Below are 18,558 nucleotides of genomic sequence, written 5' to 3'. Positions count from 1 at the left end.
GGGAACCCATCTCCCGGATCATGATCTCGACGAGCGCTGGAGATGGATTCCCGCCTGCGCGGGAATGACGGGGCTCAAACCTTCACGATCCTGAGCGCCATATAGGGCCGACCCGGCAGCGCCACCGTCGGTCGCGCGGGGTCGTGGACGTCGTATTCGTTCAACTGCTGCATCGTGAACACGCCGTCCACCGGCGTCACCGTCATGTTCCACGTATCGATCACGTCGATGCGGAAACTGTTGTGCGGATCGGCCGCCTTGGTCGGCAGCCGCACCTTCCACTCGGTCGGCGTGTCGCGTCCGAAGTATTTCAAATAATAGGTGAAATCGCGCCCGCCCAGGTGATAATCCCAGAATTGCTGGATCGGATCGATCCCCGGCAGCGGCCCATCCTCCAAGATCTTGCGCAGGAAGGCGATGCGCGCCGGGCTGGTGCCGTTCAGCTTGCCCCCCTGCCCCAGCCAGCTGACATCGGGATTGTCGCCCGCGCTCAGCACTTCGCCGTGACCGACGTAGCAGCCGCCGATCGTGCCCCACCAGAAGCGCTCGACCAGTTGCTCGCCCGTCAGCGCCGCCCAGCGCTTCGACGAATTGCCCTCGTAGATCACCTCGTCGAAGATCACCGCCTTTTGCGCGAACTGGCGGTGCGGATGGACGCGACCGTCGTCTAGCACCGCGGCGCCGTTCTGGATGCTCGCGTGCGTGATCCACGGCTTGCGCTGGTCGTAATAGACATGGAGGTTGTGGATCGAGCGCAGCCGGTCGTGCGGGTCGGCCGCGACCAAGGTCTGGAACAGCCGGTCCCAGTCGGCGACCGTCTTGGTTTCGACCAGGTCATACTCGTTCGCCATCGCCCACCAGACGTTGCGAAACGCCCCGAACCGCGCGGCGATATAGCGCAGGTAGCGCGCGTCATCGGCCGGCTTCATGTCCGAATAGCCGCGCAGCTTGTCATAGGGGTGGAACAGGATCACGTCCGCCTCGATCCCCAGCGCGCCCAGCCGCCGGATGCGATCCTCGAAGCGGCGGAAATAGGCGGGGTCGAACCGCGCGGGGTCCCAGTCCTTCGGTCCCGCCCCGGTCCGTACGAACGGATCGGTCGCGACCGAGGCGACGTTCGGGAACACGCACATGCGGATCTTGTTGAAGGGCGCGGTCTTCAGCGTCGCCAGCGTTTCGGCACAGCGCGCATCGGATTGCAGCGCCCAGCTGTACGACGTCGTCCCGACCGGCCGATAGGGTGTGCCGTCGGCATAGACGAAGTGATAGCCGTCCCGCGACATCCGCACGGGGCCGCGGTTCCCGGCCGCGGGTGCGACGCAGGTCATGGTGCCGGTCTTGCCATCGAGCGCCGCGACGTTGCTTGCCGTTCTCCACGTCCAGCGCCCGAGATCGCCGGGGCTGAAGCGGATGCGGTAGGTGCCGTCGCCGTCGTAGAAGCCCGGCACCGCGATCGTGCGACCGCCCGATTCGAACGTCGCGGTGAGGCGAACGTCGTCGAACGGGTTGCCGCCACTCGGGCCGTCCAAAGCGATTTCGTACAGCCCCCAGCGCTCGACGCTCTTCGCCAGCGCTGTCGCCACCGCTCCGCCGGGTACCATCGCCACCACTCCGCCGGCGACCGCCGCCCCCAGCATCGTCCTGCGCGTGACCGTCATCGCCCTCTCCCATCTAGCGTCGCCAAACATAATATCATATGTCGTCATATAACAAGTATGGAGGGGTGCATGGCCGCCGCGATACCAGCCGCCGATGATCGCCAGGAACCGCAGTCGAGCGACTGGAAGAATACGATTCTCGCCGGTCTCGCCAACTATATCGACGCAGGCTCGATCGTCGCGGGATCGGCGGCGCTGGCGCTGTGGATGGAGGCGTACAAGCTCAGCCCGACCTTCGTCGGCCTGATCGGTGCGCTCGGCCCCAACGCGATCTCGGCCGGGATCGGCGCGTTCGTCGGCGGGCGGCTGTGCGACCTGTTCGGGCGCAAGACGATCTACCAGTATGACATGCTGTTCTATGCGTTCGGCATGTGCTGGCTGATCTTCGCGATGAACGCCTGGATGGTGCTGACCGGCTTCTTCCTCGTCGGCCTGGCGGTGGGTGCCGACATTCCTGCCTCTTGGTCGCTGATCGCCGAGACCGCGCCCAAGGGAAAGCGCGGCGCCCATAGCGGGGTCGCGCAGGTGTTGTGGTATCTGGGGCCGGTCGTCGTCCTGCTGATGTTTCTGGTGCTTGAGCCGCTCGGCCTGCTCGGCGCGCGGATCGTCTTCGCCCATCTCGCGATCCTGGCGGTCGCGCTCACCTTCCTGCGGTCGCGCATGAAGGAATCGCAGCGCTGGCTGGAGGCGCAGGCCGAACAGGAAGCCGCCGGCACCGCGCCGCAGCCCGCCCGTCTGCGCGACCTGATGCAGCGCCAATGGATCGGCCCGATGGCGTTCCTCGCCGGCATGTACGGCATGTGGAACCTGTGGGCGGGGACCAACGGCTTCTTCTTCCCCTACATCTTGCGCACCGTCGGCGATCAGAGCCAGGCGATGTCGGTCGGGGTGCAGTCCTTCTCGTTCCTGCTCGGCATGTTGTCGATCTGGCTGATCTTCATGCAGCTATCCGACCGCGTGAATCAGCGGATGCTGTTCCTCGGTTCCGCGGTCATCCAGGTCGTCGGCATGTCGCTGCTAGCGCTGTTCCCGCTAACGCTGCCGATGGCGCTGCTGCACGTCGTGTTGATGAGCGTCGGACAGGGTTTCGGCGCGCAGAGTTTCTTCCAGCTCTGGTCGTCCGAGATGTTCCCGACGCTGCTGCGCTCGACCGCGCAAGGGCTGATGTTCGGCGTGGTGCGCATCGCACTGGGGGTGTTCAGCTTGTTCGTGCCGATCCTGACCGCCACGGGATTTTCGACGCTGGCGTGGATCCTGACCGGGTTCCTGGTGCTAAGCGGGTTGATCGGGTTCCTCGGCGCGCCGCGCAACGAGGGCAAGTCGCTCGACGAGCTGGAGGCGGAGATGGGGGTGGAGCCGGCCTGACGCGCCGCTCCGTCCGTCCTTTTCCCCCGTCATCCCCGCGAAGGCAGGGATCAATTCTGGCTGAACGCCGTGAGTCTCACCAAGCTCAGCGACTATCGATCCCCGCCTTCGCGGGGATGACGGACAGGGGCGTCAGGCGCGCTCTACAGCTGCGCGCCAGCGGGCAAGCATCGCCTTCCGCTCCGCATCCGCCATGGCCGGAACGAACCGATCCTGCGGCGCCAGCCGCATCCCGGCGGCATCCATCCCCAGCGCCTCCGCAGCCATCCGCGCCGCGCCCAACGCGCTGGCCTCCGCCGCCTGCGGTCGCTGGACGGTCCGTCCGGTCAGGTCCGCGAGAAATTGCCCGAGCACCGCATTCTTCGCCGCCCCGCCGTCGATCGAGACGGACGCCGCGTGCGCGCCGAGATCGGCGTCCATCGCCGCCAGCACATCCCCGATCTGCACCGCGATCGCTTCCAGCGTCGCGCGCGCGACATGCGCCGGGCGCGTGCCGAGCGTCATGCCGTGCAGCATCCCCCGCGCCTCCGCCCGCCAGTGGGGCGCCCCCAGCCCGGCCAGCGCCGGCACAAACGTCACGCCGCCACTGTCACTGACGGTCTCCGCCAGCACGGTCAGGGCCGCTTCGTCCGCCAGCCCGAGCAGCACCGTCGCGAAGGCGGCGGCGTGGCCGGATACCGAGATATTGCCCTCCAGCGCATGCTGCACCGCCCCGCCCCGGCTCCAGGCGATCGTGCTCGACAGGCCGTGGGTCGAGCGCACGCGCGTCGCGGTCGGCGTCATCAGCGAGCTGCCCGTGCCGATCGTCGCCTTGACCCCGCCGGGCGCGTCGATGCCGTGCGCAAACAGGGCGGCATGGCTGTCGCCCAGCATCGCGTGGATCGGCGTGCCGGCCGGCAGCGCGGTTGCACCGGGGGCGACGTCGCCGAAGCGGCTGTCGGATGCGCGTACCTCGGGCAGCATCGCCAGCGGCACGTCGAAGATGCGCGCGAGTTCCGCGTCCCAGCCCAGCATGTCGAGGTTGAACAACTGCGTGCGCGATGCATTGCTGTAGTCGGTCGCGTGGACCCCGCCTGCGGTCAGATTCCACAACAGCCAGCTGTCGATGGTTCCCGCGCGCAATTCGCCACGTTCCGCCCGTGCGCGCCCATCGGGGAGGTCGTCGAGCAGCAATGCCAGCTTCGCCGCTGGAAACAGCGGATCGAGTCCCAGCCCGCTGCGGGCGAGAATCTCCTCCCCTGCCCCATTCGCGCGCAAAGCGGCACAGCGGTCGGCCGAACGCCCGCATTGCCACAGCACCGCCGGCGTCACCGCGCGACCGGTTTCAGCGTCCCAGATCACCACCGTCTCGCGCTGGTTTGAGATCGCAACCGCATCGATTCCCGCGTCAGGCGCCGCGGCGACGACCTCCGCGATCAGGGCGGCCACCGCCTCCCAGATGTCGGATGCCGATTGCTCCGCCCAGCCGGGCCGCGGATAGGCCACGCGCATCGCCCGCGACCGCGACAGGACGACACGGCCATCGGGGGCGACGAGCAGCGCCTTGGTGTTCGTCGTCCCCTGATCGATCGCGAGGATCACTTGGCGGTCTGCGCCAGCACCTCGCGCGCCGCCGCGGCGATCCCGTCGGCGGTCAGGCCATAGCGCTCCATCAGCCATTCCGCCGACCCGGTCGGAAGAAAGCCGGGGAAACCGAGCATCCGCATCGGCACCGGTCGATGCCGCGCGCAATATTCGGCGACCGCGCCGCCCAGGCCGCCGTGGGCCAGCCCCTCTTCCGCGGTCACGATCGCACCCGTTTCGGCTGCCGCCGCGAGCGCTTCGGTATCAATCGGCGAGACGGTCGCCATGTTGACGACGCGCGCGGCGATGCCCTCGGCCGCCAGCATCTCAGCGGCAGCCAACGCGCGGTGGACGAGCGTGCCGTTGGCGATGATGGTCAACGCATCGCCGTCCCGCAGCGTCTCTGCCCGCCCGATCGCAAAGGCCTCCGTCGGCCGATCGAGCGCCGGCACCGGCATTCGGCTGATGCGGACGAACACCGGTCCGTCATGCGCCGCCGCCGCCCGGATCGCGGCGTCGGTCTGCCATGGATCGGCCGGTACGATGACGGTCAGCTTGTCGATCGCGCGCAGCCAGGCGACATCTTCGATACTGTGGTGCGTGGCGCCGAGTTCGCCATAGGCGACGCCGCTGGAGATGCCGCACAGCTTGACGTTCTGCTGGCTGTATCCGCAATCGACCTTGATCTGCTCCATCGCGCGGGCGGTCAGGAAACAGGATGCGCCGCTGACGAACGGGATCTTGCCGCCGACGGCTAGTCCCGCGCCGACGCTGACCATGTTCTGCTCGGCGATGCCGACGTTGACGAGGCGTGCGGGAAAGCGGTCGCGGAACTTGCCGAGTTTCGATGACCCGACAGAGTCGTTGACGACGGCGACGATCCGGTCGTCGGTCGCGGCCATGTCCTCCAGCGCGGCGACATAGGCGTCGCGGCAATCGAACAGGCCGGTCGTGGGGGTCGGCGCGCTCATGCCGCCATCTCCGCTTCGAGTTCGCGGATCGCGAGGGCATATTGCTCCGCGTTCGGGACGCCGTGATGCCAGCCGGCCTGGTCGGACATGAAGCTCACGCCGTGCCCCTTGAACGTGTTGGCGATGATGCAGCGCGGCTTGTCCCGTGGCTCGGCCGCCGCGTCGAACGCCGCCAGCAGCGCGGCATGGTCATGCCCGTCGACCTCGACCACTTCCCACCCGAAGGCACGCCATTTGTCGCCGAGCGGCTCCAGCGCATTGGTGTCCTCGGTCCGCGCGCCCTGTTGCAGACGGTTGCGGTCGACGATCACGGTCAGCTTGCCCAGCCCCCGATGCCCGGCCAGCATCGCCGCCTCCCACATGCTGCCTTCCTGCAATTCCCCGTCGCCGGTCAGCGCGAAGGTGCGGAAATCGGCGCCGTCGATCTGTCCCGCGATCGCGATCCCGACCGCGACGGGGAAGCCATGGCCCAGCGGCCCGGTGTTGGTCTCGACGCCGGGTAGATAGACGCGGTTGGGGTGCCCGTTCAGTCGCGATTCGGAATTGAGATAGGTTTTAAGCTCGTCCTCCGGAAAGAAGCCGCGCGCCGCCAGCGCCGAATAGAGCGCGCCCGTGCAATGCCCCTTGCTCATCACGAAGCGGTCGCGATCCGGTGCGGTCGGGTTTGCGGGATCGATCCGCAGCACGTCGAAATAGAGCGTCGCCAGCACGTCGGTCGCCGACAGGTCGCCGCCCGGATGCCCCTGCTTCGCTGCGACGATCATGCCCAGCAGCCGGCGCCGCATCCAGTTGGCACGTTCCCGGACATGCGCCGTTCGCGGATCGATATTGTCGCTGCGTATGATGTCTGTCATATGATGAATATATCGAGCTTGTCGGGCTCGCGCAATCGAAGAGGATCGAGCATGGGCAAGCAACGCTACGGCGCCGGCATCTGGCATTTCGCGACCTATGTGGATCGCTATGCCACCGACGGGTACGGCCCCGCGCGCTCGCTAATCGAGATGATCGATCTCGCCGGACAGGTCGACGATCTGTCGGTGGTCGACATCAACTACCCCTTCGTGGACCCGAGCCTGTCGCTCGATACCGTCGACGCGGCGCTCAAGCGCAACGGCCTGTCGGTCATCGGCATCACGCCCGAAATCTACACGCGCCAGTTCATGCGCGGCGCCTTCACCAACCCCGACGCCGGCATCCGTCGCCTCGCCAACGAGATGTGCAACGATGCCGCCAACGTCGTCCGCCGCTTCGGCGCGGACTATGTAAAGCTGTGGCCGGGCCAGGATGGATGGGACTATCCTTTTCAGGTCGATCACAAGAAGCTGTGGCAGATGAGCGTCGAGGGCGTCGCCGAGCTTGCCGGCCAGAACCCCGACCTGAAGTTCGTCATCGAATACAAGCCGCGCGAACCGCGCGCGCACATGAGCTACGACAGCGTCGCGCGCACCCTGCTCGGCATCGAGCGGATGGGCGTGCCCAATGTCGGCATCCTGCTCGACTTCGGCCATTCGCTCTACGGCGGCGAAAGCCCGGCGGACGCAGCACAGCTTGCCATCGACCACGGCCGCCTGTTCGGCATGGACGTGAACGACAATTTCCGCGGTTGGGACGACGACCTGATCGCCGGCAGCGTGCACCCGATCGAGTTGTTTGAATTCTTTTACACGCTTCGCAAGAATGGGTGGGAAGGCGTGTGGCAGCTCGACCAGTTCCCCTTTCGCGAAGACAGCGTGGCAGCGGCGAATTCGGCGATCGGCTTCCTGAAGGCGGTCGAACGCGCGCTCGACAAACTCGATTTCGCCGAGATGCAGGATGCACAGGACCGGCAGGACGCGGTAACGGCGTTGCGACTCGCCCGAGAGGCGCTGTTCTCGTCCTACTGAGGTCCGCCATGATTATTTCGTCCGCCAGCGATTTCCGCGAAGCCGCGCGTCGACGCATTCCCCGTTTTCTGTTCGATTATGCGGACGGCGGGGCGTATGCGGAGGCGACGCTGAAGCGGAACGTCAGCGACCTGGCCGATATCGCGTTGCGCCAGCGGGTGCTGCGCGACGTCGCGACGATCGACCTGAAGACGACGCTGTTCGGGCGCGAGATGGCACTGCCGGTCGCCCTCGGCCCGGTGGGCATCAGCGGCATGTATGCACGTCGCGGCGAGATCCAGGCGGCGAAGGCGGCGGCGGCGGCGGGCATCCCGACCTGCCTATCGACCGTCTCGATCTGTTCGATCGAGGAGGTCGCGCGCGTTGCCGATCCTTTCTGGTTCCAGCTCTACGTCATTCGCGACCGCGCCTTTATGCGCGACCTGTTGGCGCGCGCGAAGGAAGCCGGGGCGGAGGCGCTGGTCTTCACCGTCGACATGCCGGTACCCGGTGCGCGCTATCGTGATGCCCACTCCGGCATGTCCGGACCCAATGCGCCGATGCGGCGGATATTGCAGGCGATGGGGCGTCCGCGCTGGTCGTGGGACGTCGGCCTGTTCGGCCGTCCGCATATGCTGGGCAACCTGCTGCCCGTGCTCGGCAAGAACAGCGGCCTCAACGATTACATGGGCTGGCTCGGCACCAACTTCGATCCGACGATCCGCTGGAGCGACCTCGACTGGATTCGCGACCTTTGGGACGGCCCGCTGATCATCAAGGGCATCCTCGATCCCGAGGACGCGCGGGAGGCGGCGCGGATCGGGGCGGACGGCATCGTCGTGTCGAACCACGGCGGTCGCCAGCTGGACGGCGTGTTGTCGAGCGCCCGCGCGCTGCCGGGAATCGCGGACGCGGTCGGCGACGACCTGACCGTGCTGGTCGACGGCGGGGTGCGCAGCGGGCTCGACGTCGTGCGGATGCTGGCGCTGGGGGCGAAAGGCGTGCTGCTGGGTCGGGCCTGGGTCTATGCGCTGGCCGCCGAGGGCGAAGCGGGCGTCGCCAAGCTGCTCGACCTGATCCGCAAGGAGATGATCGTCGCGATGACCCTGACCGGCGTCAATCGCATCGACGCGATCGACCGGTCGATTCTGGTGGATCGCTCGACGGTATGACGATCCGCGTCCTCGATCTGCGCGCCGAAGGGACGGTCGACCTGCTCGGCACCGACGTGCGCAGGCCGCGGCTGTCGTGGCGGATCGAGGGCGATGGTCGGGACATCGTGCAGCGGAGCTACCGCATCCGCGCTGCGGTCGACGGGCGCACGGTGTGGGACAGCGGCGTCGTACCGTCCGATGCGACGTTCGATATCGCCTATGCCGGCGCGCCGCTCGGGTCGATGCAGCGGGTCGTCTGGACGGTCGAGATCGACACCTCGCACGGCACCGCCGCCTCCGATCCGACGTGGTTCGAGACAGGGCTGGATTCGAACGACTGGCGGGGCGACTGGCTGGAGGCCGAGGACGCAGCGTCCGCAGCAGATCGCGCGGCGGGCGTGACCTGGATCTGGAGCGACACCGCGCTCGACGCCCGCCCCCACGCCTTCCGTATCGATATCGATGTTCCGGTCGATGTCGTACGCAGCGAACTGCTCGTTTCCGGCAAGGATCATCTGCGCGGCGTGTGGGTCGACGGCGTGCCGGCGGCGCTCGACCAGCCGTGGGAGTATGACACGCCACTCCCCTATTGGGGCACGCTAAGCCCGATCGCCGCGCCGCTCTTGCCCGGTCGTCGCACGATCTGTGCGTTGGTCGAGGCGGATACGACCGGCTTCTTCCCGGTCGACGGCGGCGCCTTCGCCGCGTTGATCCGCCTGCACCGTGCCGACGGCTCGGTCGAGCGCATCGCCAGCAACCCGATGTGGCGGGTTGGCGTCGATCCGGCGGAGGGCTGGCAGCGCCCAGCCTTCGATGCAAGCGACTGGCCGGCAGCGCAGAAGACCGGCGCGAACACGCACAACGACCCACGCCCGTCCGAGCCGGTGATGCGGCTCGCCCACGATTTCGCCACGCGCGGCCCCGTCACTGCGGCGCGTCTCTACGCGACCGCGCTCGGCGCCTATCACGCGACGATCAACGGGCAGCCAGTGTCCGACGCGGTGCTGTCGCCCGAGATCAGCGTCGCCGACAAGCATCTGTTCTATCAGACCTATGACGTCACCCCGCTGCTGGCCGAGGGCACGAACCGTATCGAAGCGCTGGTCGCCGACGGGTGGTACGCGAGCCCGTTCGGCTGGCGGATCGAACGCTACGGCTTCGGCCCCGCTCCCCGGCGCTTCCGTGCGATGCTGCGGATCGACTATGCCGATGGCTCGCAAAAGTGGATCACGACCGGTCCGGACTGGCGGGTCGCAACGTCCGAGATTTCGATGTCCGAAATCTACGATGGCGAGACGGTCGACGCGCGCCATGTGTCCGACGACTGGAGGCTGGCCAAGGTCGGTGTCGCCCCCGGCGTCCCGCTGGTCCCCCTCACCTCGCCGCCCGTCCGCCCGATCGAGGAACGCCGGGCGCTGTCGATGACCGAAGCCGCGCCGGGACGGTTCGTGTTCGACTTCGGCCAGAATTTTTCCGGCTGGGCGCGCATCACCGCGACCGGCCCCGCGGGCACGACGATCGTCGCCCGGTTCGCCGAGTTGCTGAACGCGGACGGCACCGCCGACCTATCCAACCTGCGCCTCGCCCGCGCGACCGACCGCTTCACGCTGGCGGGCAGCGGGACCGAAACGCTCGAACCGCGCTTCACCTATCACGGCTTCCACTATGTGGAGGTCGAGGGCTTTCCCGGCACCCCGACCGCCGACGACGTGGTCGGCATCGTCGTTCATTCGGACTGCCGCGAGACAGGCCAGATCGCCTTCCCCGACGCGCCACTGCTCGACGCGATCGTGCGCAACGCACGCTGGAGTCAGAAGTCGAACTTCTTCGCGGTTCCCACCGACTGCCCACAGCGCGACGAACGGATGGGTTGGATGGGCGATATCCAGGTCTTCGCCGACGCCGCCGCCTTCACGATGGAGGTCGGGCCGTTCCTGCGCCGGTTCCTGATCGAGGCCCGCGCGGCGCAGCGCCCGGACGGCGGCTATCCGATCGTCGTGCCCCAGCCGCAGTCCTTCCCCGACGTGGTGACCGCGGGTTGGAGCGAGGCGGGTGTCATTCTGCCGTGGCACCTCTGGCAACGCTATGGCGACACCGCTGTGATCGACGAGAATTGGGCGGCGATGGACGCGTGGATGGCGCATGTCGCCGGCGCCAACCCCGACCATGTCTGGCGCAACGATCGCGGGCTCGATCTCGGCGACTGGCTATCGGTCGATGCCGTGAAGCCCGACGACGAGACGACACCGCGCGGGCTGTGCGCGACCGCCTATTGGGCTTGGTGCGCCGATTTGATGGCACAGATGGCGCGCGCGACCGGGCGGGGTGCGGCGCGATGGAATGGGCTTCGTGGCGAGATTGGCCGCGCCTTCGCCGATGAATATCTGACGGGCGGCACCGCCGGGAACGGCAGCCAGACCAGTCAGGTGCTCGCGCTCCAGATGGGCCTCGTACCGGCCGCCGACCGCGCCGCCGCGGCGGACATCCTCGCCGCGGACATCCGCCGCCGGGACATGACGCTGTCGACCGGTTTTCTCGGTACTCCCTACATCTTCGACGTCCTCGCCGACGCGGGCAAGCTGGACGAGGTTGCGGCGCTGCTGCTCCAGACCGGCTATCCGAGTTGGGGCTATATGGTCGCCCAGGGCGCGACGACGATGTGGGAGCGGTGGAACGGCGACACCGGCGACCTCGCGATGAACAGCTATAATCATTATGCGTTCGGCGCGGTGGTCGGGTTCTTCTACCGCCGACTGGCTGGTATTTCCCCGGCCGCGCCGGGCTTCCGGCGGATCGCGGTACGGCCTTTGTGGTTGCCCGGGGTCGGGCGCGTGCGCGCGCGGTACGAGGCGTGCGTGGGCACGATCGCGACCGAGGTGGACGGCGACGCGTCAGGCATGACGCGGCTCGCGCTGACCGTGCCGGCGAATTGTGTGGCGGAGGTGGAGTTACCGGTCGGTGAATGGCTGGAGGGGGGACGGACGGTTGCCAACCGAACCGTCGTCGGCTCCGGCACCTACGTCTTTACCCGCCTCTAATTTCGTCATTCCCGCCCATGCGGGAAGCCATCTCCCACGCTCACCAAGTATCACGTCCGGGAGATGGGCTCCCACCTGCGCGGGAGCGAGGGAGTGATTGACGCATCCATTCGATAGCCCTAAACATCATACGTCTTATGTCATGATGGAGAGGTCGAGTGGTCACGCTCTATGGCGAGACGGTATCGCGCAGGGATCTGGCGAGCCGCACCGGCAGCCTTTCGCAATTCGCCGGCGTCCGCCTCTCGACGCTCGGCGACGGGGTCGAGCGCGGGACTCGGATGCTGGAATTCCGCACCGGTACGGGCCTGCGCTTCACCGTCCTGGTCGATCGCGCGATGGACATCGCCGAGTGCGAGCATGCCGGCCGCGCGATCGGTTGGCACTCGCCATCGGGGTTCCGCAATCCTGCTCTGCATGACTACGAGGGCGAAGGCGGGCTGGGCTGGTTCCGCTCGATGTCAGGGCTCAACATCACCTGCGGGCTCGACCACACGCTTTTTATGCACGAGGACCCCGCCGGGCATTATCATTATGGACCGCGCAAAGCCGTGTCCTCCTCGCTCCACGGTCGCATCGGCACCATACCGGCGCGGCTGACCGGCTATGGCGAGCGCTGGGACGGCGACGACTGCATCCTTTGGGCGGAGGGAATCGTCCAGCAATCGACGGTGTTCGGCGAAGACCTGCACCTGATCCGCCGGATCGAAGCGACCGTCGGCGGCGACGAGATCCGCCTGCACGACCGCGTGGTCAACCACGGCTTCTATCGCACGCCGCACATGTACTGCTACCACATCAACGTCGGCCATCCGGTGTTGGCTGAGGGCGCGCGCTACGTCGCGCCGATCCGCGAGGTACTTTGGGCGGCGCATGAGGCGGAGTACCGCAAACAGGGCGTCGGTTATCGCACCGCCCCCGCCCCGATCGTCAACTTCCACGAACAGGTCTGGCAGCACGACATGGCGCCCGATGCCGATGGGCGAGTGACGGTAGCGCTGGTCAACGAGTCACTCGGGTTCGGCTTCGCGGTCGAGACGCTGAAGAGCCAGTTTCCCGCAATGTACGAGTGGCAGAATTTCCACGCCGGCCATTATGCGCTGGGCATCGAACCCTCGACCAACCATGTGCTGGGCAAGGATTTCGCGCGCGAACGCGGCGAGCTGATCTGGTTGGAGCATGGCGACGAGCGGCGCTACGACACCGTGCTGCGCATCCTGCCGACCGCGCGAGCCGTCGCCGACACCGTCGCCCGGATCGAGGCGGTCCAGCGCCAGCCCGATGAGGACTATCCGCAGCCGACGGGCAATTTCCCGGTGATCGCATGAACGGCCGCACGATCCTCTACACCGGTGCGGCTGGCGGGCTGGGCCTGGAGACGACGCTACTGCTGATGCGGCGCGGGGCGACCGTCGTCGCGGTCGACAACGACCCGGCCAAGGTCGCGAAGCTTCAGGATGCCGCGGCCGGAATCGATAGCGGCAGGCTGATCGTCTCGACCCCCGACCTGTCCGACCTTGCCGCCTTTCGCACCGAACTAGACCGGCTGCTGGCGGAAACCGGCGGGTTCGACGTCGTTGTCAACAACGCCGCGATCTATCCGTCGAAACCGTTCGAAGAGTTCACGATCGAGGATCATCAACTGGTCCAGCGCGTCAACGTCGACGCCGGCATCGTCGCGGTTCAGGCCGCCCTGCCCGGCATGCGCGAGCGTGGTTTCGGGCGCATCGTTAACGTGTCCAGCATCACCATTTCCGGCGGCTGGGCCAACCTTTCGCCCTATGTCGCGTCGAAGGGCGCCCTGATCGGCCTGACGCGGGCATGGGCGCGGGAGTTCGGAGCTTACGGCGTGACGGTCAACGCGATCGCGCCCGGCGCCTTCCCGACCGATGCGGAAAAGATCCACCCCGATCCGGAGGGCTACAACCGCATGGTGCTCGACGCGCAGGCAATCAAGCGCCGCGGCACCGCCGCCGACATCGCCGCGGCGATCGCCTTCTTCGCCGCCGACGAGGCGGGATTCATCACCGGCCAGACGCTGCACGTCAACGGCGGCTGGGTCATGGCCTGAGGACTGACATTCATGAGTATCCTGAACGGTATCCGCGTGCTCGACTGTTCGATCGCAATGGCCGGTCCCTTCGCGGCGCAGCGGCTGGGCGACATGGGCGCCGACGTCATCAAGGTCGAGCCGACCTCGGGCGAATGGCAACGCCATGCCTCGGCCGGTGGCGCGACGGGGAACCAGATCAACGTTTCGTTCCTCTCGCTCAATCGCAACAAGCGCAGCCTGGCGGTCGACCTGAAGGCACCCGAGGGCAAGGCGCTGCTGCTCGAACTGGTCAAGACCGCCGACGTCTTCCTCCAGAACTACCGCCCCGGCGTCGCCGAACGGCTGGGCGTCGATTACGCGACACTGTCTGCAATCAATCCGCGGCTGATCTACGTGTCGATGTCCGGCTATGGCGAGGACGGGCCGTATCGCAGCTATCCGGGACAGGACTTGCTGCTCCAGGGCATGTCCGGCGCGATGCTGTCGGCCGGGGCCGAGGGACAGCCCCCCGCCCCCGCCGGCCAGTATCTGGTCGACGCGATCACCGCCTATTCCGCGTTCGAAGGCGCGCTGGCCGCGCTGTTCCACCGCGAGCGCACCGGCGAGGGGCAGTTGGTGCAGGTCAACATGCTCGACGCGATCGCGACCATCCAGATGCAGGAGCTGTCGGTCTTCACCGTCGGTGGCAAGCCGCAATCGCGATCGGCCGAGGCGCATGCCCACAGCTATATCCGCGCGCCCTACGGCGTGTTCGCGACGTCGGACGGCTACATCACGCTGGCGATGGCGCCGCTCGCGAAGCTTGCCGAACTGCTGGACGAACCCTTCCTCGCGACGCTCGATGCCGAACGTGACGGCTGGACCCAGCGCGATGCGATCTTCTCGGCGGTGAAGGCCCGTCTGGTCACCGCGACCAGCGCCGAATGGCTGGAGCGGTTCCGTGCGGAGGATATCTGGGCGGGTCCGGTCTATGGCTATGCCGAGCTGGTCGACGATCCGCAGGTCAAGCACAACGGCACTTTCGTCGAATATGACCATCCGACCGAAGGCCGGGTGAAGACGCCGGGCTTCCCGATCCGCTTCTCGAAGACCCCGTCGACCATCGCACGCGGCGCGCCCCTGGTTGGCGAGCATAGCCGCGAAGTGCTGGGCGAACTCGGCCTCGATGAGGATGCGGTCACGCGGCTGGTCGAATCCGGCGTCGTCCGCCAGCACGCATGATCTACCGCGGCCTGACCTGGGATCATCCGCGCGGCTACAATGCACTGGCCGCGGCGGGCGGCGCGCTGATCGCGTGGGACAAGCATCCGCTGGAGGGGTTCGAATCGCACCCGATCGCCGATCTGTGCGCGACCTATGATCTGGTCGTGCTCGATCACCCGCATGTCGGAGAGGCGGTGGCGGCGGATTGCCTCGTGCCGCTCGAAGACCTGTTCGACCCGGCCGAGATCGCCGCGCTGGGCCGGGCCGCGATCGGTCCTTCGCTGGCGAGTTACCGCTATGCCGGCAAGCATTGGGCGCTTCCGCTCGATGCCGCGACGCAGGTCATGGCGTGCCGGCGCGACGTGACCGAGACGCCCGAGACATGGGACGCGCTCATCGCGCTGGCCGAACGGATGCCGGTCGCGCTGTCGCTGGCCGGCCCGCACGCCGCGCTCAGCTTCCAGTCGGTCTGCGGCGCGCTCGGCGCCCCGCGGGCGGGCGAGCGGTTCGTCGATCGCGCGGTCGGACGCGAGGCCTATGCGATCCTCGTCCGCCTGATCGGCGAAACGACCCGCGCATGTGCCGCGATGAACCCGATCACCATGCTGGAGGCGATGGCGGCGGGTGACGGCCCTGCGCTCTGCCCGCTGATCTATGGCTATGTCACCTATTCGGCGGCGGGCACGATCCGCTACGCCGATGCACCGCATGGGCCTGCCGGGATCGGTTCGACCTTGGGCGGGACCGGCATTGCGGTGTCACGCCGGGCGGAGGTGACCGACGACCTGCGTGACCATCTCCGCTGGCTGATGGCCGACGCGACTCAGCGCGGCTTCATCCCGCAGCATGACGGCCAGCCCGCGCTGCGCAGCGCTTGGACCGATCCGGCCGTCGATGCCGCAGCCGGCGGCTTCTATTCGGCGACCCGCGCGACGCTGGAAGCGGCGTTGCTGCGTCCGCGCCACGACCGCGCCATCGCCTTCCAGACCGAAGCCTCGCTCCTCATCCGCGACGGACTGCTGAACGAAAATCCCGCCGACGCCGTGCTCGACGCGGTCGAGGCCAGCTATACGCGCCACCACGCGCCCGGAGCAGAGACATGACCGACGAGTTGAAATTCACCGTCGCCGATCGGGTCGCAACGATCCTGATCGACCGTGCGCACAAGCTGAATGCGATGACCCCGGCGATGGCCGACGCGCTGGTCGCCGCGGTCGCGGAGTGCAACGCGTCGGATGCCGTCCGCGCGGTCGTCGTGACGGGCGCGGGCGAAAAGGCGTTCAGCGCCGGATCGGACATCACGACGCTCGACGGCTATGCGACGGCCTGGGACTTCCGCAATCGCGCCGATTATTGCGACGCCCTGCGCGCGTGCCGCAAGCCGACCATCGCCGCGATCAACGGCTATGCACTGGGTGGCGGGCTGGAGACGGCGATGGCCTGCGACATCCGCCTGGCCTCCACCACCGCCCGGTTCGCGGCACCCGAGATCAAGCTGGGCTGGATCGGCGGCGGCGGGATGGCGGCCGGGCTTGCCTATTCGATCGGCGCGTCCAATGCTGCGATGATGCTGCTGACCGGCGACATGATCGATGCGGACCAGGCGCGCGCCTGGGGGCTGGTGAGCGAAGTGCTGGCGCCCGACGCCCTCGTCGCCCGCGCGCAGCAGATCGCCGCGGTGATCGCCACCCGCGCGCCGATCGCGGCGGAGACGGCCAAGCTCAACCTGCGCGCCGCCTTCACCATGCCGTGGGACAAGGCGATCGAGTATGAGCGCGACTTGCAGGCGATCTGCTTCGCGACCGACGACGCGCGCGAGGGCCGTGCCGCCTTCGCCGAGAAGCGCGCGCCCGAATTCCGGCGCCGATGACGCGGCCGCGCATCCTGCTGACCCGACGCTGGCCCGAAGCGGTCGAGGCGCGACTGGCCGAGCGCTATGATGTGACGCTGAACGCGCGCGACGTGCCGCTCGATGCCGATGCGCTGCGGGCGGCGCTGCGCGACTATGACGCCGTCTGCCCGACCGTCACCGATCGCCTGCCCGCCGACGTCATCGAAGGCGCGACCACGAGGATGATCGGCAATTACGGCGCGGGTTTCGAGCATATCGATCTCGACGCGGCGCGGGCGGCGGGCGTCATCGTCACCAACACGCCCGACGTGCTGACCGACGCCACCGCCGATATCGCGATGCTGCTGATCCTCGCCGCCACACGCCGCGCGTCGGAGGGCGAGCGGGAACTGCGCGCGGGCGCGTGGAGCGGCTGGCGGCCGACGCATCTGCTGGGACACAGCCTGAGCGGCAAGACGCTTGGCCTGATCGGCTATGGCCGCATCGCGCGCGCGACCGCGGATCGCGCGAAGGCGTTCGGGATGCGGGTAATCTATCACAGCCGCAACCAGGCGGAGGACATGCCCGCCGATGCCTATCGCGCGACGCCGCTGGAGCTGGCAACCGATGCCGATGTCGTGTCGTTGCATGCACCGGGCGGAGCGGCGACACGGCACATGGTCGATGCCGCGTTTCTAGACGCGATGCGACCGACCGCCGTGTTGGTGAACACCGCGCGCGGCACGCTGGTCGACGAAGCGGCGCTGGCCGAGGCGCTGAACACCGGTCGCATCGCCGCCGCGGGTCTCGACGTCTATGCTCGCGAGCCCGAGGTGCCGCCTGCACTGCTCGCCTGCCCCACTGCCGTGCTGCTGCCGCATCTGGGGAGTGCGACGATCGAGACGCGCACCGCGATGGGCATGCGTGTTGCCGATAATCTCGACGCCGTGTTCGACGGCCGGGAGCCGCGTGACCGCATCGCTTGACGTTCTCACGGCAGCGGTTCGGGGCTGGCTGGACGAGCCGCGCCAGGGGCCGCTGGTGCTCGGCCTGTGCGGGGCGCAGGGGTCGGGCAAGTCGACGCTGACGGCAGGGCTTGCCGAACGGATCGGAGTGCGGACTGCGATCCTGTCGCTCGACGATCTCTACCTGCGCGGTGCCGCGCGCGCCGAGTTGGCGCGGACGATCCACCCGTTGCTGCGCACGCGCGGCGTTCCGCTGACCCATGACGTGGCGCGTGGCATCGCGCTGATCGACGCTATCCGTCGCGGCGAGAGCGTGACCCTCCCCCGCTTCGACAAGGCAGTCGACGAGCCCGGTGCGGGCGAAGCGCTGACGGGGCCGATCGACCTGCTCATCTTCGAAGGCTGGTGCGTCGGCGCCCGCCCGCAGGGTGACGTGAGCGCGCCGGTCAACGCGCTAGAACGCGACGAGGACGCGGACGCGCGCTGGCGATCCGCGGTGAACGCGGCGCTGGCGAGGGACTATGCCGCATTGTTCGCGCACATCGACCGGCTGATTCTGCTCGCCGCGCCGGGCTTCGACGTCGTCGCGCGCTGGCGGGGCGAGCAGGAAGCGGCGTTGCGCGATCAGCTGGCCGCGACCGGCAAGGATGTATCGGGGCTGATGGACGAGGCCGCGATCGCGCGGTTCGTGCAGCATTACGAGCGGCTGACGCGGTGGATATTGGCGGAGATGCCGATGCGGGCGGATTTGGTATTGCGGCTGGACGAAGAGCGTCGCCTCCTCCCCTAACCCGTTCGTGCTGAGCTTGTCGAAGCACTGCCCTTTCTGCAACCGGACGAAGAGCAGCACTTCGACAAGCTCAGTGCGAACGGTTTTGAGGCACGGTCACCC

General features: G+C 67.8%; 15 protein-coding genes. 11 read left to right on the top strand and 4 right to left on the bottom strand.

Annotated features, from left to right (window positions below):
• Positions 1–74 precede the first annotated feature (74 nt).
• A complete protein-coding gene (locus tag ACFSC3_RS01925) occupies positions 75–1,658 on the bottom strand; it encodes a DUF5060 domain-containing protein (protein ID WP_380938187.1) in 1,584 nt (527 codons plus the stop codon).
• 69 nt (positions 1,659–1,727) lie between these two features.
• Between ACFSC3_RS01925 and ACFSC3_RS01920 the strand changes: the two genes are divergently transcribed.
• A complete protein-coding gene (locus ACFSC3_RS01920) occupies positions 1,728–3,023 on the top strand; it encodes an MFS transporter (protein WP_380938185.1) in 1,296 nt (431 codons plus the stop codon).
• A gap of 132 nt (positions 3,024–3,155) precedes the next feature.
• Here the strand turns inward: ACFSC3_RS01920 and ACFSC3_RS01915 are convergent, their stop codons facing one another.
• Genes ACFSC3_RS01915 through ACFSC3_RS01905 form a run of 3 tightly spaced genes read right to left on the bottom strand, consistent with a single transcriptional unit; the run spans position 3,156 to position 6,411 of the window.
• Positions 3,156–4,604 carry an FGGY family carbohydrate kinase gene (locus ACFSC3_RS01915; RefSeq protein WP_380938183.1) on the bottom strand — a complete coding sequence of 483 codons (1,449 nt, stop codon included), beginning with the start codon at positions 4,602–4,604 and terminating at the stop codon, positions 3,156–3,158.
• Positions 4,601–5,557, bottom strand: a complete 957-nt coding sequence (locus ACFSC3_RS01910; RefSeq protein WP_380938181.1) for a transketolase family protein — start codon at positions 5,555–5,557, stop codon at positions 4,601–4,603. The genes ACFSC3_RS01915 and ACFSC3_RS01910 overlap by 4 nt, the downstream gene beginning before the upstream one ends.
• Positions 5,554–6,411 (bottom strand): transketolase, encoded by an 858-nt coding sequence (locus ACFSC3_RS01905; RefSeq protein WP_380938179.1) that lies wholly within the window; start codon positions 6,409–6,411, stop codon positions 5,554–5,556. The genes ACFSC3_RS01910 and ACFSC3_RS01905 overlap by 4 nt, the downstream gene beginning before the upstream one ends.
• 51 nt (positions 6,412–6,462) lie before the next feature.
• Between ACFSC3_RS01905 and ACFSC3_RS01900 the strand changes: the two genes are divergently transcribed.
• The 10 genes from ACFSC3_RS01900 (at position 6,463) to ACFSC3_RS01855 (ending at position 18,456) form a co-directional block, all read left to right on the top strand.
• A complete protein-coding gene (locus ACFSC3_RS01900; RefSeq protein ID WP_380938177.1) occupies positions 6,463–7,443 on the top strand; it encodes a TIM barrel protein in 981 nt (326 codons plus the stop codon).
• A gap of 8 nt (positions 7,444–7,451) precedes the next feature.
• Positions 7,452–8,594 carry an FMN-dependent L-lactate dehydrogenase LldD gene (lldD, locus tag ACFSC3_RS01895; RefSeq protein WP_380938175.1) on the top strand — a complete coding sequence of 381 codons (1,143 nt, stop codon included), beginning with the start codon at positions 7,452–7,454 and terminating at the stop codon, positions 8,592–8,594.
• Positions 8,591–11,614: a family 78 glycoside hydrolase catalytic domain gene (locus ACFSC3_RS01890; protein WP_380938173.1), complete on the top strand. Its 3,024-nt coding sequence runs from the start codon at positions 8,591–8,593 to the stop codon at positions 11,612–11,614. The genes lldD and ACFSC3_RS01890 overlap by 4 nt, the downstream gene beginning before the upstream one ends.
• A gap of 158 nt (positions 11,615–11,772) precedes the next feature.
• A complete protein-coding gene (locus ACFSC3_RS01885; RefSeq protein ID WP_380938171.1) occupies positions 11,773–12,942 on the top strand; it encodes an aldose 1-epimerase family protein in 1,170 nt (389 codons plus the stop codon).
• Entirely contained in the window at positions 12,939–13,685 is a 747-nt protein-coding gene (locus tag ACFSC3_RS01880; RefSeq protein WP_380938169.1) for an SDR family NAD(P)-dependent oxidoreductase, read from the top strand. Before ACFSC3_RS01885 ends, ACFSC3_RS01880 begins: the two co-directional genes overlap by 4 nt.
• Before the next feature lie 12 nt (positions 13,686–13,697).
• A complete protein-coding gene (locus ACFSC3_RS01875; protein ID WP_380938167.1) occupies positions 13,698–14,888 on the top strand; it encodes a CaiB/BaiF CoA transferase family protein in 1,191 nt (396 codons plus the stop codon).
• A complete protein-coding gene (locus tag ACFSC3_RS01870) occupies positions 14,885–15,973 on the top strand; it encodes an extracellular solute-binding protein (protein WP_380938165.1) in 1,089 nt (362 codons plus the stop codon). Before ACFSC3_RS01875 ends, ACFSC3_RS01870 begins: the two co-directional genes overlap by 4 nt.
• Entirely contained in the window at positions 15,970–16,740 is a 771-nt protein-coding gene (locus ACFSC3_RS01865; RefSeq protein WP_380938163.1) for an enoyl-CoA hydratase/isomerase family protein, read from the top strand. Before ACFSC3_RS01870 ends, ACFSC3_RS01865 begins: the two co-directional genes overlap by 4 nt.
• Positions 16,737–17,687, top strand: coding sequence for a 2-hydroxyacid dehydrogenase (locus ACFSC3_RS01860; RefSeq protein WP_380938161.1), 951 nt, complete (start codon positions 16,737–16,739; stop codon positions 17,685–17,687). The genes ACFSC3_RS01865 and ACFSC3_RS01860 overlap by 4 nt, the downstream gene beginning before the upstream one ends.
• A complete protein-coding gene (locus ACFSC3_RS01855; protein WP_380938159.1) occupies positions 17,671–18,456 on the top strand; it encodes a kinase in 786 nt (261 codons plus the stop codon). The genes ACFSC3_RS01860 and ACFSC3_RS01855 overlap by 17 nt, the downstream gene beginning before the upstream one ends.
• The last annotated feature ends 102 nt before the right edge of the window (positions 18,457–18,558 follow it).

This window comes from Sphingomonas floccifaciens (genome assembly GCF_042681125.1).
GTDB lineage: Bacteria > Pseudomonadota > Alphaproteobacteria > Sphingomonadales > Sphingomonadaceae > Sphingomonas > Sphingomonas floccifaciens.
Note: the sequence above shows the minus strand (reverse complement) of the source record. Positions and strands in the feature narration are given on the sequence as shown.

What these genes read in the sequence shown, in the direction of transcription:
- ACFSC3_RS01925 (WP_380938187.1), bottom strand. Translation starts at nt 1,658, where the DNA reads ATGACGGTCACGCGCAGGACGATGCTGGGGGCGGCGGTCGCCGGCGGA.
- ACFSC3_RS01920 (WP_380938185.1), top strand. Translation starts at nt 1,728, where the DNA reads ATGGCCGCCGCGATACCAGCCGCCGATGATCGCCAGGAACCGCAGTCG.
- ACFSC3_RS01910 (WP_380938181.1), bottom strand. Translation starts at nt 5,557, where the DNA reads ATGAGCGCGCCGACCCCCACGACCGGCCTGTTCGATTGCCGCGACGCC.
- ACFSC3_RS01905 (WP_380938179.1), bottom strand. Translation starts at nt 6,411, where the DNA reads ATGACAGACATCATACGCAGCGACAATATCGATCCGCGAACGGCGCAT.
- ACFSC3_RS01900 (WP_380938177.1), top strand. Translation starts at nt 6,463, where the DNA reads ATGGGCAAGCAACGCTACGGCGCCGGCATCTGGCATTTCGCGACCTAT.
- lldD (WP_380938175.1), top strand. Translation starts at nt 7,452, where the DNA reads ATGATTATTTCGTCCGCCAGCGATTTCCGCGAAGCCGCGCGTCGACGC.
- ACFSC3_RS01890 (WP_380938173.1), top strand. Translation starts at nt 8,591, where the DNA reads ATGACGATCCGCGTCCTCGATCTGCGCGCCGAAGGGACGGTCGACCTG.
- ACFSC3_RS01880 (WP_380938169.1), top strand. Translation starts at nt 12,939, where the DNA reads ATGAACGGCCGCACGATCCTCTACACCGGTGCGGCTGGCGGGCTGGGC.
- ACFSC3_RS01875 (WP_380938167.1), top strand. Translation starts at nt 13,698, where the DNA reads ATGAGTATCCTGAACGGTATCCGCGTGCTCGACTGTTCGATCGCAATG.
- ACFSC3_RS01870 (WP_380938165.1), top strand. Translation starts at nt 14,885, where the DNA reads ATGATCTACCGCGGCCTGACCTGGGATCATCCGCGCGGCTACAATGCA.
- ACFSC3_RS01865 (WP_380938163.1), top strand. Translation starts at nt 15,970, where the DNA reads ATGACCGACGAGTTGAAATTCACCGTCGCCGATCGGGTCGCAACGATC.
- ACFSC3_RS01860 (WP_380938161.1), top strand. Translation starts at nt 16,737, where the DNA reads ATGACGCGGCCGCGCATCCTGCTGACCCGACGCTGGCCCGAAGCGGTC.